This window comes from Microbulbifer maximicatervae (SeqCode) (assembly GCF_056232625.1).
Map to the genome: position 1 here is coordinate 5,003,329 of NZ_CP174324.1, position 16,010 is coordinate 5,019,338.

13 protein-coding genes and 1 tRNA gene are annotated in these 16,010 nt (G+C 54.9%); 6 read left to right on the top strand and 8 right to left on the bottom strand.

What is annotated here, in order from left to right:
• Positions 1 to 170: 170 nt before the first annotated feature.
• The 5 genes from ACJJI6_RS21765 to ACJJI6_RS21785 all read right to left on the bottom strand — a co-directional run bounded on the left by ACJJI6_RS21765 (position 171) and on the right by ACJJI6_RS21785 (position 4,982).
• On the bottom strand, positions 171 to 1,100 hold the full coding sequence (locus tag ACJJI6_RS21765; protein WP_282934570.1) for a ribose-phosphate pyrophosphokinase: 930 nt from the start codon (positions 1,098 to 1,100) through the stop codon (positions 171 to 173).
• Between the two features lie 355 nt (positions 1,101 to 1,455).
• Positions 1,456 to 1,530, bottom strand: a tRNA-Gln gene (locus tag ACJJI6_RS21770).
• A gap of 11 nt (positions 1,531 to 1,541) precedes the next feature.
• On the bottom strand, positions 1,542 to 2,447 hold the full coding sequence (gene ispE, locus ACJJI6_RS21775) for a 4-(cytidine 5'-diphospho)-2-C-methyl-D-erythritol kinase (RefSeq protein ID WP_444933991.1): 906 nt from the start codon (positions 2,445 to 2,447) through the stop codon (positions 1,542 to 1,544).
• 86 nt (positions 2,448 to 2,533) lie between these two features.
• Positions 2,534 to 3,181 (bottom strand): lipoprotein insertase outer membrane protein LolB, encoded by a 648-nt coding sequence (gene lolB / locus ACJJI6_RS21780; RefSeq protein ID WP_475712035.1) that lies wholly within the window; start codon positions 3,179 to 3,181, stop codon positions 2,534 to 2,536.
• Positions 3,165 to 4,982 (bottom strand): tetratricopeptide repeat protein, encoded by a 1,818-nt coding sequence (locus ACJJI6_RS21785; protein ID WP_475712036.1) that lies wholly within the window; start codon positions 4,980 to 4,982, stop codon positions 3,165 to 3,167. Before ACJJI6_RS21785 ends, lolB begins: the two co-directional genes overlap by 17 nt.
• Positions 4,983 to 5,219: 237 nt before the next feature.
• Here ACJJI6_RS21785 and hemA point away from each other — a divergent pair, with 237 nt between their 5' ends.
• Genes hemA through ACJJI6_RS21805 form a run of 4 tightly spaced genes read left to right on the top strand, consistent with a single transcriptional unit; the run spans position 5,220 to position 9,396 of the window.
• Positions 5,220 to 6,497 (top strand): glutamyl-tRNA reductase, encoded by a 1,278-nt coding sequence (gene hemA, locus ACJJI6_RS21790; RefSeq protein WP_475712037.1) that lies wholly within the window; start codon positions 5,220 to 5,222, stop codon positions 6,495 to 6,497.
• Positions 6,494 to 7,576, top strand: coding sequence for a peptide chain release factor 1 (prfA, locus tag ACJJI6_RS21795; RefSeq protein ID WP_475712038.1), 1,083 nt, complete (start codon positions 6,494 to 6,496; stop codon positions 7,574 to 7,576). The genes hemA and prfA overlap by 4 nt, the downstream gene beginning before the upstream one ends.
• Before the next feature lie 50 nt (positions 7,577 to 7,626).
• Positions 7,627 to 8,454, top strand: a complete 828-nt coding sequence (prmC, locus tag ACJJI6_RS21800; protein ID WP_475712039.1) for a peptide chain release factor N(5)-glutamine methyltransferase — start codon at positions 7,627 to 7,629, stop codon at positions 8,452 to 8,454.
• A gap of 42 nt (positions 8,455 to 8,496) precedes the next feature.
• The gene (locus ACJJI6_RS21805) at positions 8,497 to 9,396 is read left to right on the top strand and encodes a cation diffusion facilitator family transporter (protein WP_444892994.1); all 900 of its coding nucleotides are present in this window, start codon (positions 8,497 to 8,499) and stop codon (positions 9,394 to 9,396) included.
• 11 nt (positions 9,397 to 9,407) lie between these two features.
• Here ACJJI6_RS21805 and ACJJI6_RS21810 read toward each other — a convergent pair whose 3' ends face one another.
• The 3 genes from ACJJI6_RS21810 to ACJJI6_RS21820 form a co-directional block, all read right to left on the bottom strand.
• Entirely contained in the window at positions 9,408 to 10,874 is a 1,467-nt protein-coding gene (locus tag ACJJI6_RS21810; protein WP_475712040.1) for a succinylglutamate desuccinylase/aspartoacylase family protein, read from the bottom strand.
• 121 nt (positions 10,875 to 10,995) lie between these two features.
• Positions 10,996 to 12,426, bottom strand: a complete 1,431-nt coding sequence (locus tag ACJJI6_RS21815; RefSeq protein WP_475712041.1) for an MATE family efflux transporter — start codon at positions 12,424 to 12,426, stop codon at positions 10,996 to 10,998.
• Between the two features lie 172 nt (positions 12,427 to 12,598).
• On the bottom strand, positions 12,599 to 13,312 hold the full coding sequence (locus tag ACJJI6_RS21820; protein ID WP_444933985.1) for an alpha/beta fold hydrolase: 714 nt from the start codon (positions 13,310 to 13,312) through the stop codon (positions 12,599 to 12,601).
• Between the two features lie 144 nt (positions 13,313 to 13,456).
• Here ACJJI6_RS21820 and ACJJI6_RS21825 point away from each other — a divergent pair, with 144 nt between their 5' ends.
• Together ACJJI6_RS21825 and rhlB are read left to right on the top strand one after the other, a co-directional pair.
• The gene (locus ACJJI6_RS21825; protein WP_475712042.1) at positions 13,457 to 14,074 is read left to right on the top strand and encodes an HvfX family Cu-binding RiPP maturation protein; all 618 of its coding nucleotides are present in this window, start codon (positions 13,457 to 13,459) and stop codon (positions 14,072 to 14,074) included.
• A gap of 47 nt (positions 14,075 to 14,121) precedes the next feature.
• Positions 14,122 to 15,630 (top strand): ATP-dependent RNA helicase RhlB, encoded by a 1,509-nt coding sequence (gene rhlB, locus ACJJI6_RS21830; RefSeq protein ID WP_444940933.1) that lies wholly within the window; start codon positions 14,122 to 14,124, stop codon positions 15,628 to 15,630.
• Positions 15,631 to 16,010 lie beyond the last annotated feature (380 nt).

Here is a 16,010-nt window from a genome sequence, read left to right on the forward strand (position 1 = left end):
CTGTCCAGAGTGACCTGCGACCGGACCGCTCTGGCATGGATGTTAAATGGGCACTGGGCCCAAAAGTAATTGCCCGGCAGTGCCGGGCGGGCGCGTATTCTACGGGAATCAGCGCTAAAGGCAAAGTGCCCCGGTATACGGGGCGCTGGGATACCTTGACCGGCAAGCTCCTAGCGGAACATTGCGGACAGGGATTCCTCATTGCTGATACGGCGCATGGACTCGGCCAGCATTGCAGACAGGGTCAGCTGGCGAATTTTTGGTGCCTTCTCCATTTTGTCACCCAGGGGGATGGAGTCGGTAACCACCAGCTCATCCAGAACGGAGTTGTTCAGGTTGGTGATGGCGTTGCCGGACAGTACCGGGTGGGTACAGTAGGCGACAACTTTCTCGGCGCCGTGCTCTTTCAGGGCGTTGGCGGCGTTACACAGGGTGCCGGCGGTGTCGACCATATCGTCTACCAGCAGGCAGGTGCGGCCGCTGACTTCACCGATAATGTTCATGACTTCGGCAACATTGGCGGCCGGACGGCGCTTGTCGATGATAGCCAGTTCGCAGTCGAGGCTCTTGGCCACGGCGCGGGCGCGCACAACGCCGCCGATATCCGGGGATACCACCACTAGGTTCTGGTACTTTTGGCGCTCGATATCGTCGAGCAGGACAGAGGAGCCGTAAACGTTATCCACAGGAACGTCGAAGAAGCCCTGGATCTGTTCCGCGTGCAGGTCGACGGTTAATACGCGGTCGATACCTACGCTTACCATCATATCGGCAACCACTTTTGCGGAAATCGGCACGCGCTGGGATCTTACGCGGCGATCCTGGCGGGCGTAGCCAAAGTAGGGGACTACAGCGGTAACGCGGCCGGCGGAGGCGCGGCGCAGGGCGTCTACCAGCAGGATCAATTCCATCAGGTTGCGGTTGGTGGGTTGGCAGGTGGATTGCACCACGAAAACGTCGCGGCCGCGTACGTTATCGGTAATTTCTACTGCAATCTCGCCGTCGGAGAAGCGCTTGACCGTGGCTTCACCCAGGGGGATCGCCATATGGTCGACAACCTTCTGTGCCAGTTCCGGGTTTGCGTTGCCGGTAAAGACCATTAAGTCAGCCACTGCGAGTTCCTTTAATTCTGTCTTGAAGTGAATTGAAGTGTAGATGCCTGCATATTTGCTAGCAGTCAGGGTTTTTGCTGCAACACTTTTGTGTTGAGCGGCGCACTGTTGCGCGGATAAAAACAGGGTTTTGGCCACAGTTTTTTTCCTTGCTCAACGGGTTGCTCTGGGTGCGTGCTCGCACAACCATCGGGCGCTTGCACTCAAGCCTGCCTTCAGGATTCTTTAAAAATTGGGGGGTGGCTCTGTAAAGCCCTGTGCGAATGGCCTGGGCCGGCTGGATCAGCGTAGACTGAATCATGTCGGAACCGGTTTTTGACTGTGCCATTGCATATAAAGAAAGTGGCTGGGGCGGAAGGATTCGAACCTTCGCATGACGGGATCAAAACCCGCTGCCTTACCGCTTGGCTACGCCCCAGTAATGTTTCCTCAAAAATCTGAGGAGATTTTCGCTAGCGCTTGATGTGTTGGTGAAACCAATACACCCGCTGCTGTAAAACCCTGCCACGCTTCAGGCAGTTTGGCGTGTGCCTCAATGGCTGCCTCTGCCGTAGGGAATGCTGCAAAAATGCAGCCCCCGGTGCCGGTGAGTTGTGCTGGAGCAAATTGCTCGAGCCATTCTCTGGCATCGCGTATTTCAGGGTAGAGCTTTTCAACTAATGGCTGGCAGTCATTGCCGGAAAATGTTTCCAGTTTTTCGCTGCCGAGTCGCATCTCGTTGGCCTGCTCCTCGCGAAGGGCCGCTAATGTAATTGCGACTGAATCTCTTGTCAAACGTGAATCGCGAAAAATTTTTGCAGTGCTCACTTCGCAACCAGTTGAGACAACCAGGTAGTGGCGTTGCTCGGTGGTTATTGGGGTTAATTTTTCACCAACCCCTTCCGCCCAAGCGGTGCGCCCGCGCACAAAAACTGGAACATCGGCGCCTAATTGTCGTCCCAGCTCTGCCAGTTTATCGATCGATAAATTGCACTGCCATAAGTGGTTGAGCCCGAGCAAAGTGGTGGCGGCATCGCTACTGCCTCCACCGATGCCGCCGCCGTGAGGCAACTTCTTTATCAACCGAATAGAGGCGCCGAGAGAATTTTGTCGGTCCGGCTCAGCTTGTTTGCGCAGCAATTGAGCTGCGCGATAAACCAGGTTGTCTTCTTCAGCTACATCCAGCTGGCCGGCATCGACACTGACAATGCCATCGCTGCGCTCACTGAATTCCAATAAGTCGCCGAAATCGAGCAGTTGGAACAGGGTTTGTAACTCGTGGTAGCCATCCGGGCGACGGCCGAGAATGCGCAGAATCAGGTTGAGTTTTGCTGGAGCGGGCAGGGTTAGCAGCATGAGGCAAAAAGGAGTCAATCAATTACAGGATCGCCATAATACCTGCATGCTGCGATTTGGGCATTGGCAGAGTTATGTGAAACTCTCTACAACCCCCAGTCTTTAATCACCAGGGTGACGGATACCGGGCCAGTGGGACTGTTGGTTTGTGCTTTGATCCGGGTTGGCAGCATAAAGGAGCCTTCGCTGCGATACTCACTGAAACTCAAGGCCCAGCCGGATTGTTGCAGGCTTTGCAGCTGGCCCTGGGCGTTGCGCTGCTCACCACTTTTGGCGCCGGGCGCGGGAAGACCGCGCACCCAGTAGAACATCTCCCGGGCGGGCAGGGGCCAGCCCAGTGCTTCCTGGGTTAGCTGTGCCGGGTTGCGCGCATAAATTGGCGGCTCGCTACCGCGCACCAAACTGACTCCACCGGCTGAGCCGGTGATGACGGTAGTGCCCGCTCCGAGCGGACCGCTGAGATGCAGGCGAAAATTCTCCGCGCCGCCCTGAAGCCAGGCCAGGTTAGCGCTGCCGTTTTCTTTGGGGGAGCGAACACCCAGCTTGCCCTTGAGATTCCACTGGGTAAATTCAGCTACTGTTTGCGGTACTGGATTTTGATTTTCAGTGGGAGAGCCTGGCTCCGGTTCCTGTTTGGTTTTTTGTCCGGCACAGGCGGAAATCATTATTGCCAGACATGCCAGCAATAACAGATAGAATCTTCGCGCGGTTGTCTTGTCAGCTATCTGATGCATGTTGTTCCAGTGACTCTTCGATTTGTAGGCGCTTCATGGCAGCCGGAATAATTTTGCTGTGGGGATTCAGCAGAAGACCTTTTCTCCACATTTTCATGGCGGCTTCTCTGTTTCCCTGAACCCAGAGTACTTCACCGAGGTGTGCGGCAATTTCGTGATCGGGCAACTTTTCCATCGCCTGCCGCAGATACTTTTCCGCAGCTTCGTGATTGCCGAGACGGTACTCTATCCACCCCATGCTGTCGATTATTGCCGGGTCCTCAGGCTCGAGTTCCAAAGCGCGGCTGATCAACTGGTAGGCTTCTGCGTGCCGGGATTTATCTTCAATCAGTTTATAGCCGAGTGCGTTGAGAACTGTGGCGTTATCGGGATTTCTTTCCAGCAGGTTTCTCAAGTCCTTTTCGAATTGTTGTGCGTTGCCGAGTTGGTCATGCAACAGCGCGCGGGTGTACATCAAGCGACCGCTGGTGCTGTTGGTTTGTAATGCCTCGTCTACTCGCTGTAAAGCCATACTGGCTTCACCACTTTTGCGAAGTAATTCGACCTCCATCAGGTAAAAATGTTCTTCCTGAGTGGGGTGTTTTTTTCTCAGTTCAGCAAACCACTCCCGGTTAGTGTTGTACTGTCCGAGGCTCGCCAGTAATTCCGTACCGCGAGTAATGGCTTCTACGTAATCACTACCGGGCCCCACTTCGCGGAAATATTTAATTGCATGGGAAAAATCTCCAGATTTTTCTGCGATGCTGCCCAGGTAAAAATAAGCAGCGGATTCGTGCTGCTGTAATTCAAGTAGTTGGGTAAAGAGGACTTTGGCTTCGTCAGTTTGCTCGGTCTCGTACTGAATTAGGGCCAACGACAAAATCAGATTGCCATCTTTAGGGCGCTGCTTAACCAGTTCGGCAAACTGCTTGCGTGCCAGGGCCAGGTCCTCCCGAATTAACAGGCGGGCGTACTGAAGGCGCAGGCGGCTCTCGGAAGGATGGATGCCGACGAGTCGCTCGAGAAGGGAAATGGCTTCCTTGCGCTTGCCCTGATCAACCAATAGATGACTTTCCAGCAGTGGTGCATCCAGTTGGTCTGGATGGTGCTCTTGGACGCGGCGCACCAGGGACAGGGCGCGGGCAAATTCCCTTTCGGTGCGCAGTACCATGGCATAGGCGAGCACGACCTCGTCATCGAGGGGATAGACTTTTGCCAGTCGGGCAAACTCCCGCTTGGCTTGTTCCGTGAGTTGCTCGTGCCCAATAGCGGTTGCTGCGAGAGATTGCATGGGTGGGTTGCCGCCGAGTTCCAGGGTTTTACTGGCGTGAATCAGGGCTGTGTGTAAGTCGCCGGACAAAGTCAGCTCGGCTGTAAGGGCCAGCTGTGCATCGGCGTTTTGTGGCTCAAGCTCTACCCATAGCCTGGCTGAATCCAAGGCGGCCTGGCGGGCATTTAAAAAGCGGGCAATGCGTGTAGCGCGGGCGGCAACCCCGGGATCTTTGGTGACCTCCGCCTGGTGGTAGTAATTGGCTAGTGCAACGTCGTACTGCTCGCGGATACCGGCGACTTCGGCCACCAGAAGGGTGTAGAAGGTATCAATAGGGAAAGTTTTAGCTTCCGGCTCTTCTGACTCAGTGGTTTCCTTTCCCTTAAGGTTGCTCGGCTCCAGTGCTGTGTTCACGGTTTCTGTAGAGGGGGCTGCCGGCGTCTGGTGCTGGGTACAAGAAGCAAGCATTACGGATACTACAAGGAAAGCGGCAAGCTTGAGCAGGTGGCTGGAAATTCGGGCTGGAAGCTGATGTGCGCGAGGTGGGAGCATAGATCGTGTCCATACGTTACGTTGTCGCTGAAAGCGGGGTGTTACTGGCGTGTTTTAAACGATTATCGCCATATAATTCTAGTCGTGAATCGGGTTTGGAACGGTAGTGGGCAGGGGCTCTTGCCAAATCGGCGGGCAATTTTACTGCCTCATACGCTTGCAAGGGAGGCGGCTGCCTATGAAAATGCGCTCCCAGTGCGGTTTCCGCCTTTTAAGATTTAATGCTAACGGAAGTCTATGCCAATTCTTACCCTGGGTATCAACCACGATAGCGCGTCGGTCGAAGTGCGCGAGCGGGTGGCCTTTGCCCCCGAGGTGATGCCCGGCGCACTGGGAGATGCGCGAAAAGCACTGGGGTGCCGCGAGCTGGCCATCCTGTCTACCTGCAATCGCACCGAAATATACGGAGATGTGGAGTCAGAAGCCCTGTTGCAATGGCTGTCTGAATACCACCAGGTGCCCCTGGAGCAGCTCAAGGGCTGTGCCTATGTGTACAGCGATGAAGAAGCGGTACGCCATATGATGCGCGTTGCCTGTGGTCTCGATTCCCTGGTGTTGGGTGAGCCGCAGATCCTCGGCCAGATCAAGTCCGCCTATGCGGTGGCGCGGGAATCCGGCAGTGTGGGCAGTGAACTACACCGGGTTTTCCAGCGGGTGTTTACCGTCGCCAAGAAGGTTCGCACCGAAACTGCAATCGGTGAAAACCCGGTTTCTGTTGCCTACGCTGCTGTTTCTCTGGCTTCGCGTATCTTCACCGACCTGAAAAAGCAGACTGCCCTGTTGATCGGTGCGGGAGAGACTGTGGAGCTGGTTGCCCGCCATTTGCTCGATCAGGGAATCAAGCAGGTCATTGTTGCCAACCGCACATTGAGCCGGGCCCAGTTGCTCGCAGAGAGCTTTGGTGCCGAGGCAATCCTGCTTGCGGATATCCCCGAGCATCTGGCGCGTGCGGATATCGTTATCAGTTCCACCGCGAGCCAGCTGCCGATCCTGGGTAAGGGAGCGGTCGAATCGGCGCTGCGCAAGCGTCGGCACAGCCCCATGTTTATGGTGGATATTGCGGTACCCCGTGATATCGAATCGGAAGTTGGCGAGCTGGATGATGTTTATCTGTATACGGTGGACGATCTGCGCGGGGTTATTGATGAGGGCAAGCGCTCCCGTGAGAAAGCGGCGGAGGCAGCTCAGGAAATCGTAAATGCTGCAGCGGCTGAATTTACTAAAGAGAGCCGCTCTTTGGAGGCTGTGGATAGTATTCGCAGTTACCGGCAGCGAGCCCAGGAAGTGAGCACTTCCGAACTTGAACGGGTACTTTTGCAGTTGGAAAAAGGCGAGGATCCTCGTCGACTGATGGAGCAGCTCGCTCGCTCTCTCACTAATAAATTAATTCATGCACCCACCGTTAGTCTGAAAAAAGCTACGGCGGAGGGTGATATTGAGCGTTTGCGTATCGCTCGCGAGGTCGTTGGGTTGGATGATCTCACCGATATCGATTTAGAGAAAAAGCATCAATGAAAGAATCGTTACTGAATAAACTGGAAACCTTGCTTGAGCGCCACGAGGAAGTATCTGCGCTGTTGGGCGACGCCGACGTAATTGCTGATCAGGATCAATTCCGCGATCTTTCCCGCGAGTATTCTGAGCTGGAAGAAGTGGTGAAATGCTACGGCGCTTACAAACAGTTGCAGGAAGATATGGTCGCGGCTCGGGAGATGATGGGGGAAGATGACCCGGAAATGCGCGAGATGGCTCAGGAGGAGCTGCGCGAGGCTGAAGGTCAAGTGGAGCCGCTGGAGCGAGAGTTGCAGACTTTGCTGCTGCCGCGCGACCCCAATGACAGAAAAAATGTCTTCCTGGAGATTCGCGCAGGAACCGGTGGTGATGAAGCAGCTATTTTCTCCGGCGACCTGTTCCGCATGTACTCTCGCTATGCGGAGAAGCAGGGGTGGCGAATAGAAATTGTCAGTGAAAATCTTGGTGAGCACGGTGGTTACAAGGAAATTATCACTCGCGTCGCCGGTGAAGATGTCTACGCAAAATTAAAATTTGAGTCCGGTGCGCACCGGGTACAAAGGGTTCCCGAAACAGAATCCCAGGGTCGTATTCACACTTCGGCTTGTACGGTCGCGGTGATGCCGGAGCCGGATGAGCGCGATGCGATTGAAATTAATAAAGCGGATTTGCGTGTGGATACCTACCGTGCATCCGGTGCCGGTGGTCAGCACGTTAACAAAACCGATTCCGCTGTGCGCTTAACCCATATTCCCACGGGGATTGTGGTGGAGTGTCAGGATGAGCGCTCCCAGCACAAGAACAAAGCCAAGGCGATGGCACTGTTGCAAGCGAAGCTCAATACTGCGCAGGAAACGGCGGCGGCCCAGGAAATTTCCGATGCCCGCCGCAGCCTGGTGGGCAGCGGTGATCGCTCTGAGCGAATCCGTACCTACAACTATCCCCAAGGTCGGGTTACCGATCACCGTATCGGCCTCACCCTCTACAAACTCGATGAGATTATGCAGGGGTCTCTGGGGGAGGTGATCGGGCCATTGCGCACGGAATACCAGGCCGACCAGTTGGCGGCCCTGGCCCAATAAATCCAGATTTTTTACGCCGCCTCGAGCGGCGTTTTTATAGGTTTTTCTCCATGACCAGCGTCAAGGAAAATATCGCACGCTGTGCCCAATTAACCGATAGCGACAGCGCGCGCCTGGATGCAGAGCTTCTGCTCGGCAGTGTGTTGGGGCGTGAGCGCACCTGGCTCTATACCTGGCCGGAATACGAATTGAATGAAGCTGAGCAAATGCGCTATGAGCAGTTGCTCCAGCGCCGGCAAGCGGGGGAGCCGGTGGCACACCTTATCGGTGAGCGCGAATTTTGGTCCCTGCCGCTAAAGGTGGATTCCTCCACCCTGATCCCCCGCCCGGACACTGAATTATTGGTGGAGACCGCGCTGGAGTTTTTCCCCCAGGGCAGGTTGCGAGCATTGGACCTGGGCACTGGCACTGGTGCTATTGCACTGGCTCTGGCATCGGAGCGACCGGGGTGGGAAATTATTGCAGCGGAGAAATCACCCGCTGCGTTAGCACTGGCAGAGGAAAACCGGCGCTCCCTCAAGCTGCAAAATGTGCAAGTTATCCAGAGCGATTGGTTTTCCAGTTTGGAGCCACAGCCGTTTTCCCTGATCGTCAGCAACCCTCCCTATATCGATGCATCTGACCCGCACTTGGTGCAGGGCGATGTGCGCTTTGAGCCCCGCACTGCGTTGGTGGCAGAGCGACAGGGTTTGGCAGATATTGAACATATCGCCACAACCGCTAGTGATTATCTGGAAAGCGGTGGCTGGCTAATGGTGGAGCACGGTTGGCAGCAAGCCGAGAGCGTGCGGGATATTTTTTCTGCGGCGGGATTGAATAAAGTTTCAAGTCGCAGGGATTATTCCGGTTGGGAGCGAATTACCTTAGGGCAAAAATAGTGATACCTGCGGAGCTGCCACAGGGACTTGAGGAGGGAGCCTATGCATGATCATGTCCACCACCGAACCGGCAATGGGGCTTTGCGCCCATTAATTATTGCACTGGTTCTCACTCTCAGTTTTTCCATAGTTGAAGCCATAGGTGGTTGGCTATCTGGCTCACTGGCATTGCTCGGTGATGCCGCCCATATGCTGACCGATACTTTTGCCTTGGCACTGGGGGCTATTGCCGCAGTACTGGCGAAAAAACCCGCCGATCGGGAATTGTCGTTTGGCTGGGGGCGAGCGGAGGTCTTAGCTGCGGTAACCAACGGCCTGATTATGCTACTGATCGTGGTCGGTATTTCTTTTATGGCTATTGATAGGTTGCGCAATCCCCAGCCGGTGCACGGCAGTACAGTGATGTTGATTGCGGCCATGGGGTTGCTGATTAATATTCTGGCGGCCTGGGTTTTATTAAAAGGCGAGCGCACACTCAATATTCGCGGTGCGCTTTTGCATGTGATGGGCGATATGCTGGGCTCTGTTGCGGCACTGGCTTCCGGAGCTGTGATTTATTTTACCGGTTGGGTACCCATCGACCCCCTGCTTTCACTGCTTATTTGTCTGTTAATCCTGGTTTCCTGCGTGCGACTGCTCAGGGATGCGATCGATGTATTGATGGAGCGGGTACCCAGGGAGTTGAGCCTTCCGGTTGTGGGCGAGACATTGGCGGCGGTAACCGGGGTACGCTCTGTGCACGATCTCCATATTTGGCGCTTGGATTCCAGTACTATTTCCCTGTCGGCCCATATTGTGGTGGATGACTTGCAGGCTTGGCCCAGCGTACTGGAGCGCTTGCGGGAAACCCTGGTCAAGCGCTTCGATATTGACCATATCACCCTTCAACCGGAACCTTTGGCAATGCCCGAAGTGACGGTGATCGATAAGGTCAGTGATTAACAGGTGAGGATTTACTCCTCACCTTCTGTCGGCGGCTGGCGGTTTTCTGGGGTGGCTGGTACTTTGCTCTCTGATTTGTCAGCGACCGATTCTTCCGCTACTACTTCCTGGGGCTGGCTGATTTGTTCCTGGGGAGCCTGGATACCGATATGGTAGGCGGCAAATCCCGGTTGCACGACCTGGTTTAATGCCATGCCGAGAATACGGCCGTTGTGCTCAGAGCGAATTTCTGTGCGCACATTGGTAATAGGGTTGGTTACCGTTCCCAGTAAATCGCCTTTACGCACAAACTCACCGAGCTGTACCTCACTAAAGATAACCCCGCCGGTCGATGTCCGCTGCCAGGTGGAGGTGTAGTAAACCGGTTCGGGATCGCCCCAGAGGCGGAATTTACTCACCATACCCAGCTGGTTGAGCAGAGTGCGTATACCTTTCACACTGTGACTTACCGATAGTTCATCCAGCACCATGGGTGCTCCGGCTTCCAGCGTGACGGTTGGGATACCTGCCTCCACAGCGGCGCGGCGCAGGGTACCCTTGGCTCCGGCGCTGTGCAGCACCACCGTGGAGCCAAAACCCTGGGTCATTTTCACTACCTTGGGATTGGTTAAGTCGCCGCGCAATTGTGGCAAGTTGGTGCGATAAAAAGAACCCGTATGTAAGTCCACCACGGCGTTACAGTGGCTGATCACTTCGTGGAAAAATGAATTGGCAATTCGCGAAGCCGAAGAGCCATTGGGATCGCCGGGGAAGTGCCGGTTCAGGTCGCGTCGATCAGTCAGGTAGCGGGAGCCTCGATGGAAGCCTTGCAGGTTGACGATGGGTACGCCAATTACCGCACCGCTCAAATGGTCTGCGTCCAGGTCGTACATAACCCGCCGCACGGTTTCCACACCGTTCAGCTCATCACCGTGCACTGCCGCAGTAAGGCAGAGAACTGGCCCTGGCTTGGCGCCGTTAACCACCAACACAGCGGTGGGGCTATAGACCCCTTCAAAGTGTTGGCTGGGAGACCAGGCCAGGCGCGTAGAGGTCGCAGGGGGAACCTCTGAGCCTAATAATCGCAGAGGCTTGGCAGTCTCTCCCGGAACCAGGGAAATGGTGCCGGGCTCCGGTAATTCGGGTTGAGGTTTAACTGTTTCAGTTTCTTTATCGGCAGTGGGAGCAGTCTCGGTAGGGGCTGTCGGTTTATCCAGTTCCTGGATAGGTTGGTCCAGCTCCAGATTTTCCGCTTGGGGCAGCGAAATTTCTTCAGAACCAGCATCTGTCGACTGGGATTGCTCCTCAGTAGGAGCAACGTTGGTGGGTGGCCCCAGCTCTGTGATCACCGGTTGGTCCAGCTGCATATTGGCAGCCTGGGGGACCGCTTCTGTCTCTTCGCCAGTGCTGTCATCGGCGCTCAGGGCCTGGGTGGATGAAAGCAGTAAAGCCAGGCTTAGCAGGTGTCGGGTCCTTCGGGAGGATTGGCGCGGGATCATTCGGCACTCCGGTCAACTTCGTATATCTGGGTGTGCCGGAGAGCCTTGTGTCCGGCACAGATTGGGACTTTGGAGCGCCAGTATAGTCAATACGTTCCCGAGGAATGTGATACGCGCCGAATTACACGTATCCGTAGGTTCGCTCGATGGCTCTGCGGCTGGTTCGCCAAAAGCGAATTCCCAGCAGGATTGAAGCCGTTCCCAGGCCGATACAGACACCGGTCCAATAACCGTATACCCCCCAAAAGCTCTCTCCCAGCCAGTAGGCGGTAGAAAGCCCCACCAGCCAGTAGGAAAATAGCTGTATAAACATGGGCGCACTGGTGTCCTTATATCCGCGCAATGCGCCCCAGGTCATTGCCTGGGTGACATCCACCAGCTGGAATGCGGCACACAGCAATAGCAGGTTGGTGGCCACCGCAATAATTTCTTCATTGCTGGTGTAGGCCTGAACAAACAGGGTACGCAGGGTAATCAAAAGTACACCGGTGCCCAGTGCGTAGATTAGCCCGCTACTGATGCCCACTTTGCCACAGAAGCGCGCGCGCTTTGGCCGTCCCTGACCGAGTAGTTGGGCGGTGCGGATACTCAGGGCCTGGGCCAGTGCGAGTGCGACCAAGTAAAAAATTGAGCCCACATTCATGCTGATCTGATGGGCGGCGACAATGGCTGCGCCATAGGGGGCAAGCAAAATGGTAAGACTGGCAAAAAAAGTAACTTCACTGGCTGCACCCACACAAATTGGCAGGCCCACTGCGAGTAAGTGGCGCAGGGTTGGCCAGTGGGGGCGAGGCGGTAACAGCCTAAGTTTTAGCTTGTGGTAGACCGGATCAGTGTTCGCGTGCCAGAAGAGTGCCAGTGCGATCAGGCAGCTGACCGCTGCGGTAGCCCACCCACATCCTGCGCCTCCCATTGCCGGTATGGGGCCGGCACCAAACACCAAAAGAATATCCAGGGGAATATTTAAAATTGCGGCAGTGATATAGATGCGCATTACCGGACGCACTTGTCCCATGCCCTCACAGTAGCCGCGCAACGCCGTGCCGAGTGCAAAAGGCAGGGTGCCGACAGTCAGGGCCAGTACATAGCCCTCCATCACTTTGCGAACCGGCTCTTCCGTGTCTATCCAGTGACTCCAGATAGGAACCGCAAGCAGGGCGGAGAATACCAGGATGCCACCGATCAGTGCGATCCACAGCGCTTGGTGCAATTGCCTGGCGCAGCCGGCTTCATCGCGACCACCGCGCAAGTGTGCAACAACCGGGGAGATAGCAGCGAGCAGGCCGATTAGTGTCACTGCGCAAACAGCCCAAATACTGGCTCCCAAGGCGAGCCCGGCGAGACTTACTTCTCCAGCGCGTCCTGCTACCAGAGTATCGACAACTCCCATGCTCACCACAGCCAGGTTACTGACCACCAGAGGGCCTCCCAAGGTGGTTAGGTGCGACAGTTCGGTTTTAGTGGCATTTCGGTAAAGCTTGAACAAAGAAAAACCTGAGCTCTTGTTACTGGTCTCGATAGAGGGTTCTGGGGTCTGGGCTAATTTTGACAAAAAATTAATCCTGCGGGGGGTTGTTAACAGGTCCTGGCCTTCGCAAATACAGCTGAAAACGGGCGGCGGGCCAAAATTCGGAGAGGCTTTCAGTCTGCCGGGAGAAGGCGGGGTAGTACTGCAAAAAGGTTCGACATTCTACGGTACAAACGGCGCCTGCGCCCAGTGCTGATTACGGACTTTCCTCAAGTAGTTTGGCCACAATTTCTGCCTTATTAATGATGCAGTCGTGGTTTATTGCTGCCTCCCGATAAACCCACCCGCTTATCCGCTTTGCTTTGCGGCTACTGTAGATGGCTGGCGGGTACTCGGGTTGGGTACAGTGAATAAAAGTGCATGGAGGGCCCTGTTCTGGGGGGCGTTGCAAATGGATCGGGTCCAGTAGTGTTTTGATGGGATGTGGGGTCATACGGCGGTTTAGCCAGCGAATATCATCGGGGTGGGTTATCCCCAGGTCTTCTGGTGGCGGCGGCATAATGCACAGAGTGCCGTCAATATTCTGCGCTTGTTTTAGTCGCTGCTCCTCTATACCGCTGGGGAGCTGTCTACTAAATGGACGCCCCGGCTCAGGAACAGCGCCATCCAGGTAGATTAATCGGTGTACCCGCTCGGGTAGAGCGTCGGCGGCACCGGTTGCGGCCATTCCCCCAAAGCTGTGGCCCACAAGGGTGACTTGCTGCAACTCCTCCCAAAGGATTGTATTGATCAGGTCTTGGATAAAAGTATCCAGGCCAACGGAGGGTGAGAGTAGGTGTTTACGCTCCCCCAGACCACTGTGGGTGGGGGTGAATACTCGATGCCCATTACGCTGCAGGAGGTTGGCGACCCTGCTCCAGCACCAGCCTCCATGAAATAGCCCGTGGACCAGTACGTAAGTTTTCCCCACCAGGTTGCTCTCAAGTTACTTGGGTTCTGCAAGCATAGATGTGCTTTGTGGGGCGCTGAGATCGGGCTGTGTAAGAGTTGGCGATATCACTCGACTAAAGTGAACAAAGACACTGATAAGAGAGTGAGCTAAATGAGTGGAGCTATGAATAGCCTGAGCGGTTGGTACAACTGCTTTGTACATTATGTACGCAAAATAGACTGGCTGGGGCCATTATTACTACGGATTTATTTGGCGCCAATTTTTATCCTGGCCGGTATGAATAAGATGAATAACATCGAAGATGTCGCTGCCTGGTTTGGCAATCCCGATTGGGGCTTGGGGCTTCCAGCGCCGATGTTGATGGCGTGGATAGCTGCCTTGGTGGAATTCTTTGGTGGTATCGCCATCTTGCTGGGCGTAGCGACTCGGTTGGTAGCGATTCCCCTGATGTTTGTGATGGCAGTGGCAGCATTTACGGCCCACTGGGAGAACGGTTGGTCAGCGTTACCGGATAAAACACTGAGTGTGCCCTGGGAATGGCGCAAGGACCTTATTGACGAAGCCTCGGTGCGTAAAGAGAAGATTGTCGGCTTGCTCAAGGAGCACGGCAACTATGAGTGGTTGGTGGAAACTGGAGGGGTGACCATCCTGAAAAATGGTATTGAGTTCGCTGCTACCTACTTCATTATGCTGCTAGCGCTATTTTGTAGTGGGGCAGGGCGGTTTTTCAGTGTGGATTACTGGCTGTGCCGTCACTATAGCGGGCCGAGTGCCCCCTAGAGATGGTATACTCGCCGATTATTTGAACATTTGAGCGAGTATTTCACTTGATAGGAAAGTTGTTCCGCCGTTCCTCCTCCAAAGAGGATAAGGGCTCCCGCCGGGGAGAAGACAGCTCCGGACGCCGAAAAGAAGGGCAAAAGCCGTCTGATAAGGCTGCCAAGGGGCGTACAAAATCCGCACAGGCGGAGGGGAAGTCGCGCCGGGGCGGTAGCAGAAACGCTCAAAAAGGGCGCCAGCGTAGCAGAAAGCCAGCGGCACCCGCAGCGCCCTGGTCCCTGGATGAATTCCAGGTTCCAGAACAGGAGGGCAAGGTCCGCTTCCACGACCTGGGACTGCCCAACGAGCTGATGCACGCTATTCACGACCTGGGTTTCCAGTATTGCTCGCCAATTCAGGGTCGCTCCCTTCCCCACACCCTCAATGGCCACGACCTGGTGGGTAAGGCACAAACCGGTACCGGTAAGACAGCGGCCTTCCTGATCACAGTGATTGACGATCTGCTCAAGCACCCGTTTGAAGGTGAGCGCTATGCCGGCGAAGCCCGCTCCCTGATTATCGCTCCGACCCGTGAGCTAGTAATGCAGATTGCCGATGATGCCAAGGCACTGTGTAAACACACCGAGCTGGAAATTCATACCCTGGTGGGCGGTATGGATTATGACAAGCAGCAGAGAAACCTGAATGAGCGGTTGGTGGATATCCTGGTGGCGACACCGGGTCGCCTGCTGGACTTTGTCAGCAATCGGGACTGCTTCCTGGATCAGGTGGAAGTCCTGGTGATCGATGAGGCGGATCGCATGTTGGATATGGGCTTTATCCCCCAAGTGCGCCGTATTGTTCGTCAGACGCCGCGTAAAACCCATCGCCAAACTATGTTCTTTTCCGCCACATTTACTCCCGAAGTTGATGATCTGGTGGAGCAGTGGACGGATGATCCGGTAGTTGTGGAGATTGAGCCGGAGAGGGTTGCGACAGATACCGTGGAGCAGCATGTTTACCTGTCCGCCAGCGAAGAAAAGTACACCTTGCTTTACAACATTGTGCAGCGGGAAGAGGTGGATAGCCTGATTGTATTTGCCAACCGCCGCGATCAATGCCGCCGCTTGCACGAGCAGCTTCTCGCTCACGGCATTTCTGCGGGCCTGCTGTCTGGTGAAGTGGCACAAAACAAGCGGGTTCGCACCCTTGATGACTTTAAGTCTGGCAAAACCAAGGTGCTGGTAGCTACCGATGTCGCCGGGCGTGGTATTCATATCGACGGCATCAGCCATGTGGTGAATTTCACTTTGCCTGAAGAGCCGGAGGATTACGTTCACCGCATTGGCCGAACTGGCCGGGCGGGTAAAACGGGCACTTCTATCAGTTTCGCCTGTGAAGATGATGCCATGCGCCTGGAGCCCATTGAGCAGCTGCTCGGGGGCAAGCTCAAGTGCGAAGTGCCCCCCGAAGAACTTTTGGTTGAACCACCCAAAGTGAAAGTTCAGCGCAGTCACGGTGATCGCGATGGGCGTCGCGGTGGCTCTGGAGGCCACCGTCGTCCACGTCGGCACTGATTATTTTCTTATGCTGCGAGGGAGTTTGTGTCCCTTGCAGCCCCCCCCCAATTTACCAGAGAAAGTCATTGTTAACTCTTACTTTTCAATGCCTTAACTTATTGTGGGATTTGGAATATATAAGATAATTACGTTAGTGATTTTATTTCCCCCTAAATTAAAAAAGATATAGTTGATTAGAATCAAAGCTCAGCAGTTGGAGGCTAACTCTGTAGTGTTGGGCTTAGTGTTTACTTTGGTAGCCCTCATTCAATAAAAAGTTAGTAAATACTCGAATAATGCGTACCCTCTATCTACATATAGGTTTCCATAAAACCGGCTCAAGTTCTCTTCAGTTAGCGATGAAAGAGCAGGAACAAGCTCTAAGTGAAGCCGGGTAT

Bases quoted from the DNA above. Each gene is read 5' to 3' on its own strand.
- ACJJI6_RS21765 (WP_282934570.1), bottom strand. From the start codon at position 1,100: ATGGTCTTTACCGGCAACGCAAACCCGGAACTGGCACAGAAGGTTGTC.
- ispE (WP_444933991.1), bottom strand. From the start codon at position 2,447: ATGCTGCTAACCCTGCCCGCTCCAGCAAAACTCAACCTGATTCTGCGC.
- lolB (WP_475712035.1), bottom strand. From the start codon at position 3,181: ATGCATCAGATAGCTGACAAGACAACCGCGCGAAGATTCTATCTGTTA.
- ACJJI6_RS21785 (WP_475712036.1), bottom strand. From the start codon at position 4,982: ATGCTCCCACCTCGCGCACATCAGCTTCCAGCCCGAATTTCCAGCCAC.
- hemA (WP_475712037.1), top strand. From the start codon at position 5,220: ATGCCAATTCTTACCCTGGGTATCAACCACGATAGCGCGTCGGTCGAA.
- prfA (WP_475712038.1), top strand. From the start codon at position 6,494: ATGAAAGAATCGTTACTGAATAAACTGGAAACCTTGCTTGAGCGCCAC.
- prmC (WP_475712039.1), top strand. From the start codon at position 7,627: ATGACCAGCGTCAAGGAAAATATCGCACGCTGTGCCCAATTAACCGAT.
- ACJJI6_RS21805 (WP_444892994.1), top strand. From the start codon at position 8,497: ATGCATGATCATGTCCACCACCGAACCGGCAATGGGGCTTTGCGCCCA.
- ACJJI6_RS21810 (WP_475712040.1), bottom strand. From the start codon at position 10,874: ATGATCCCGCGCCAATCCTCCCGAAGGACCCGACACCTGCTAAGCCTG.
- ACJJI6_RS21825 (WP_475712042.1), top strand. From the start codon at position 13,457: ATGAATAGCCTGAGCGGTTGGTACAACTGCTTTGTACATTATGTACGC.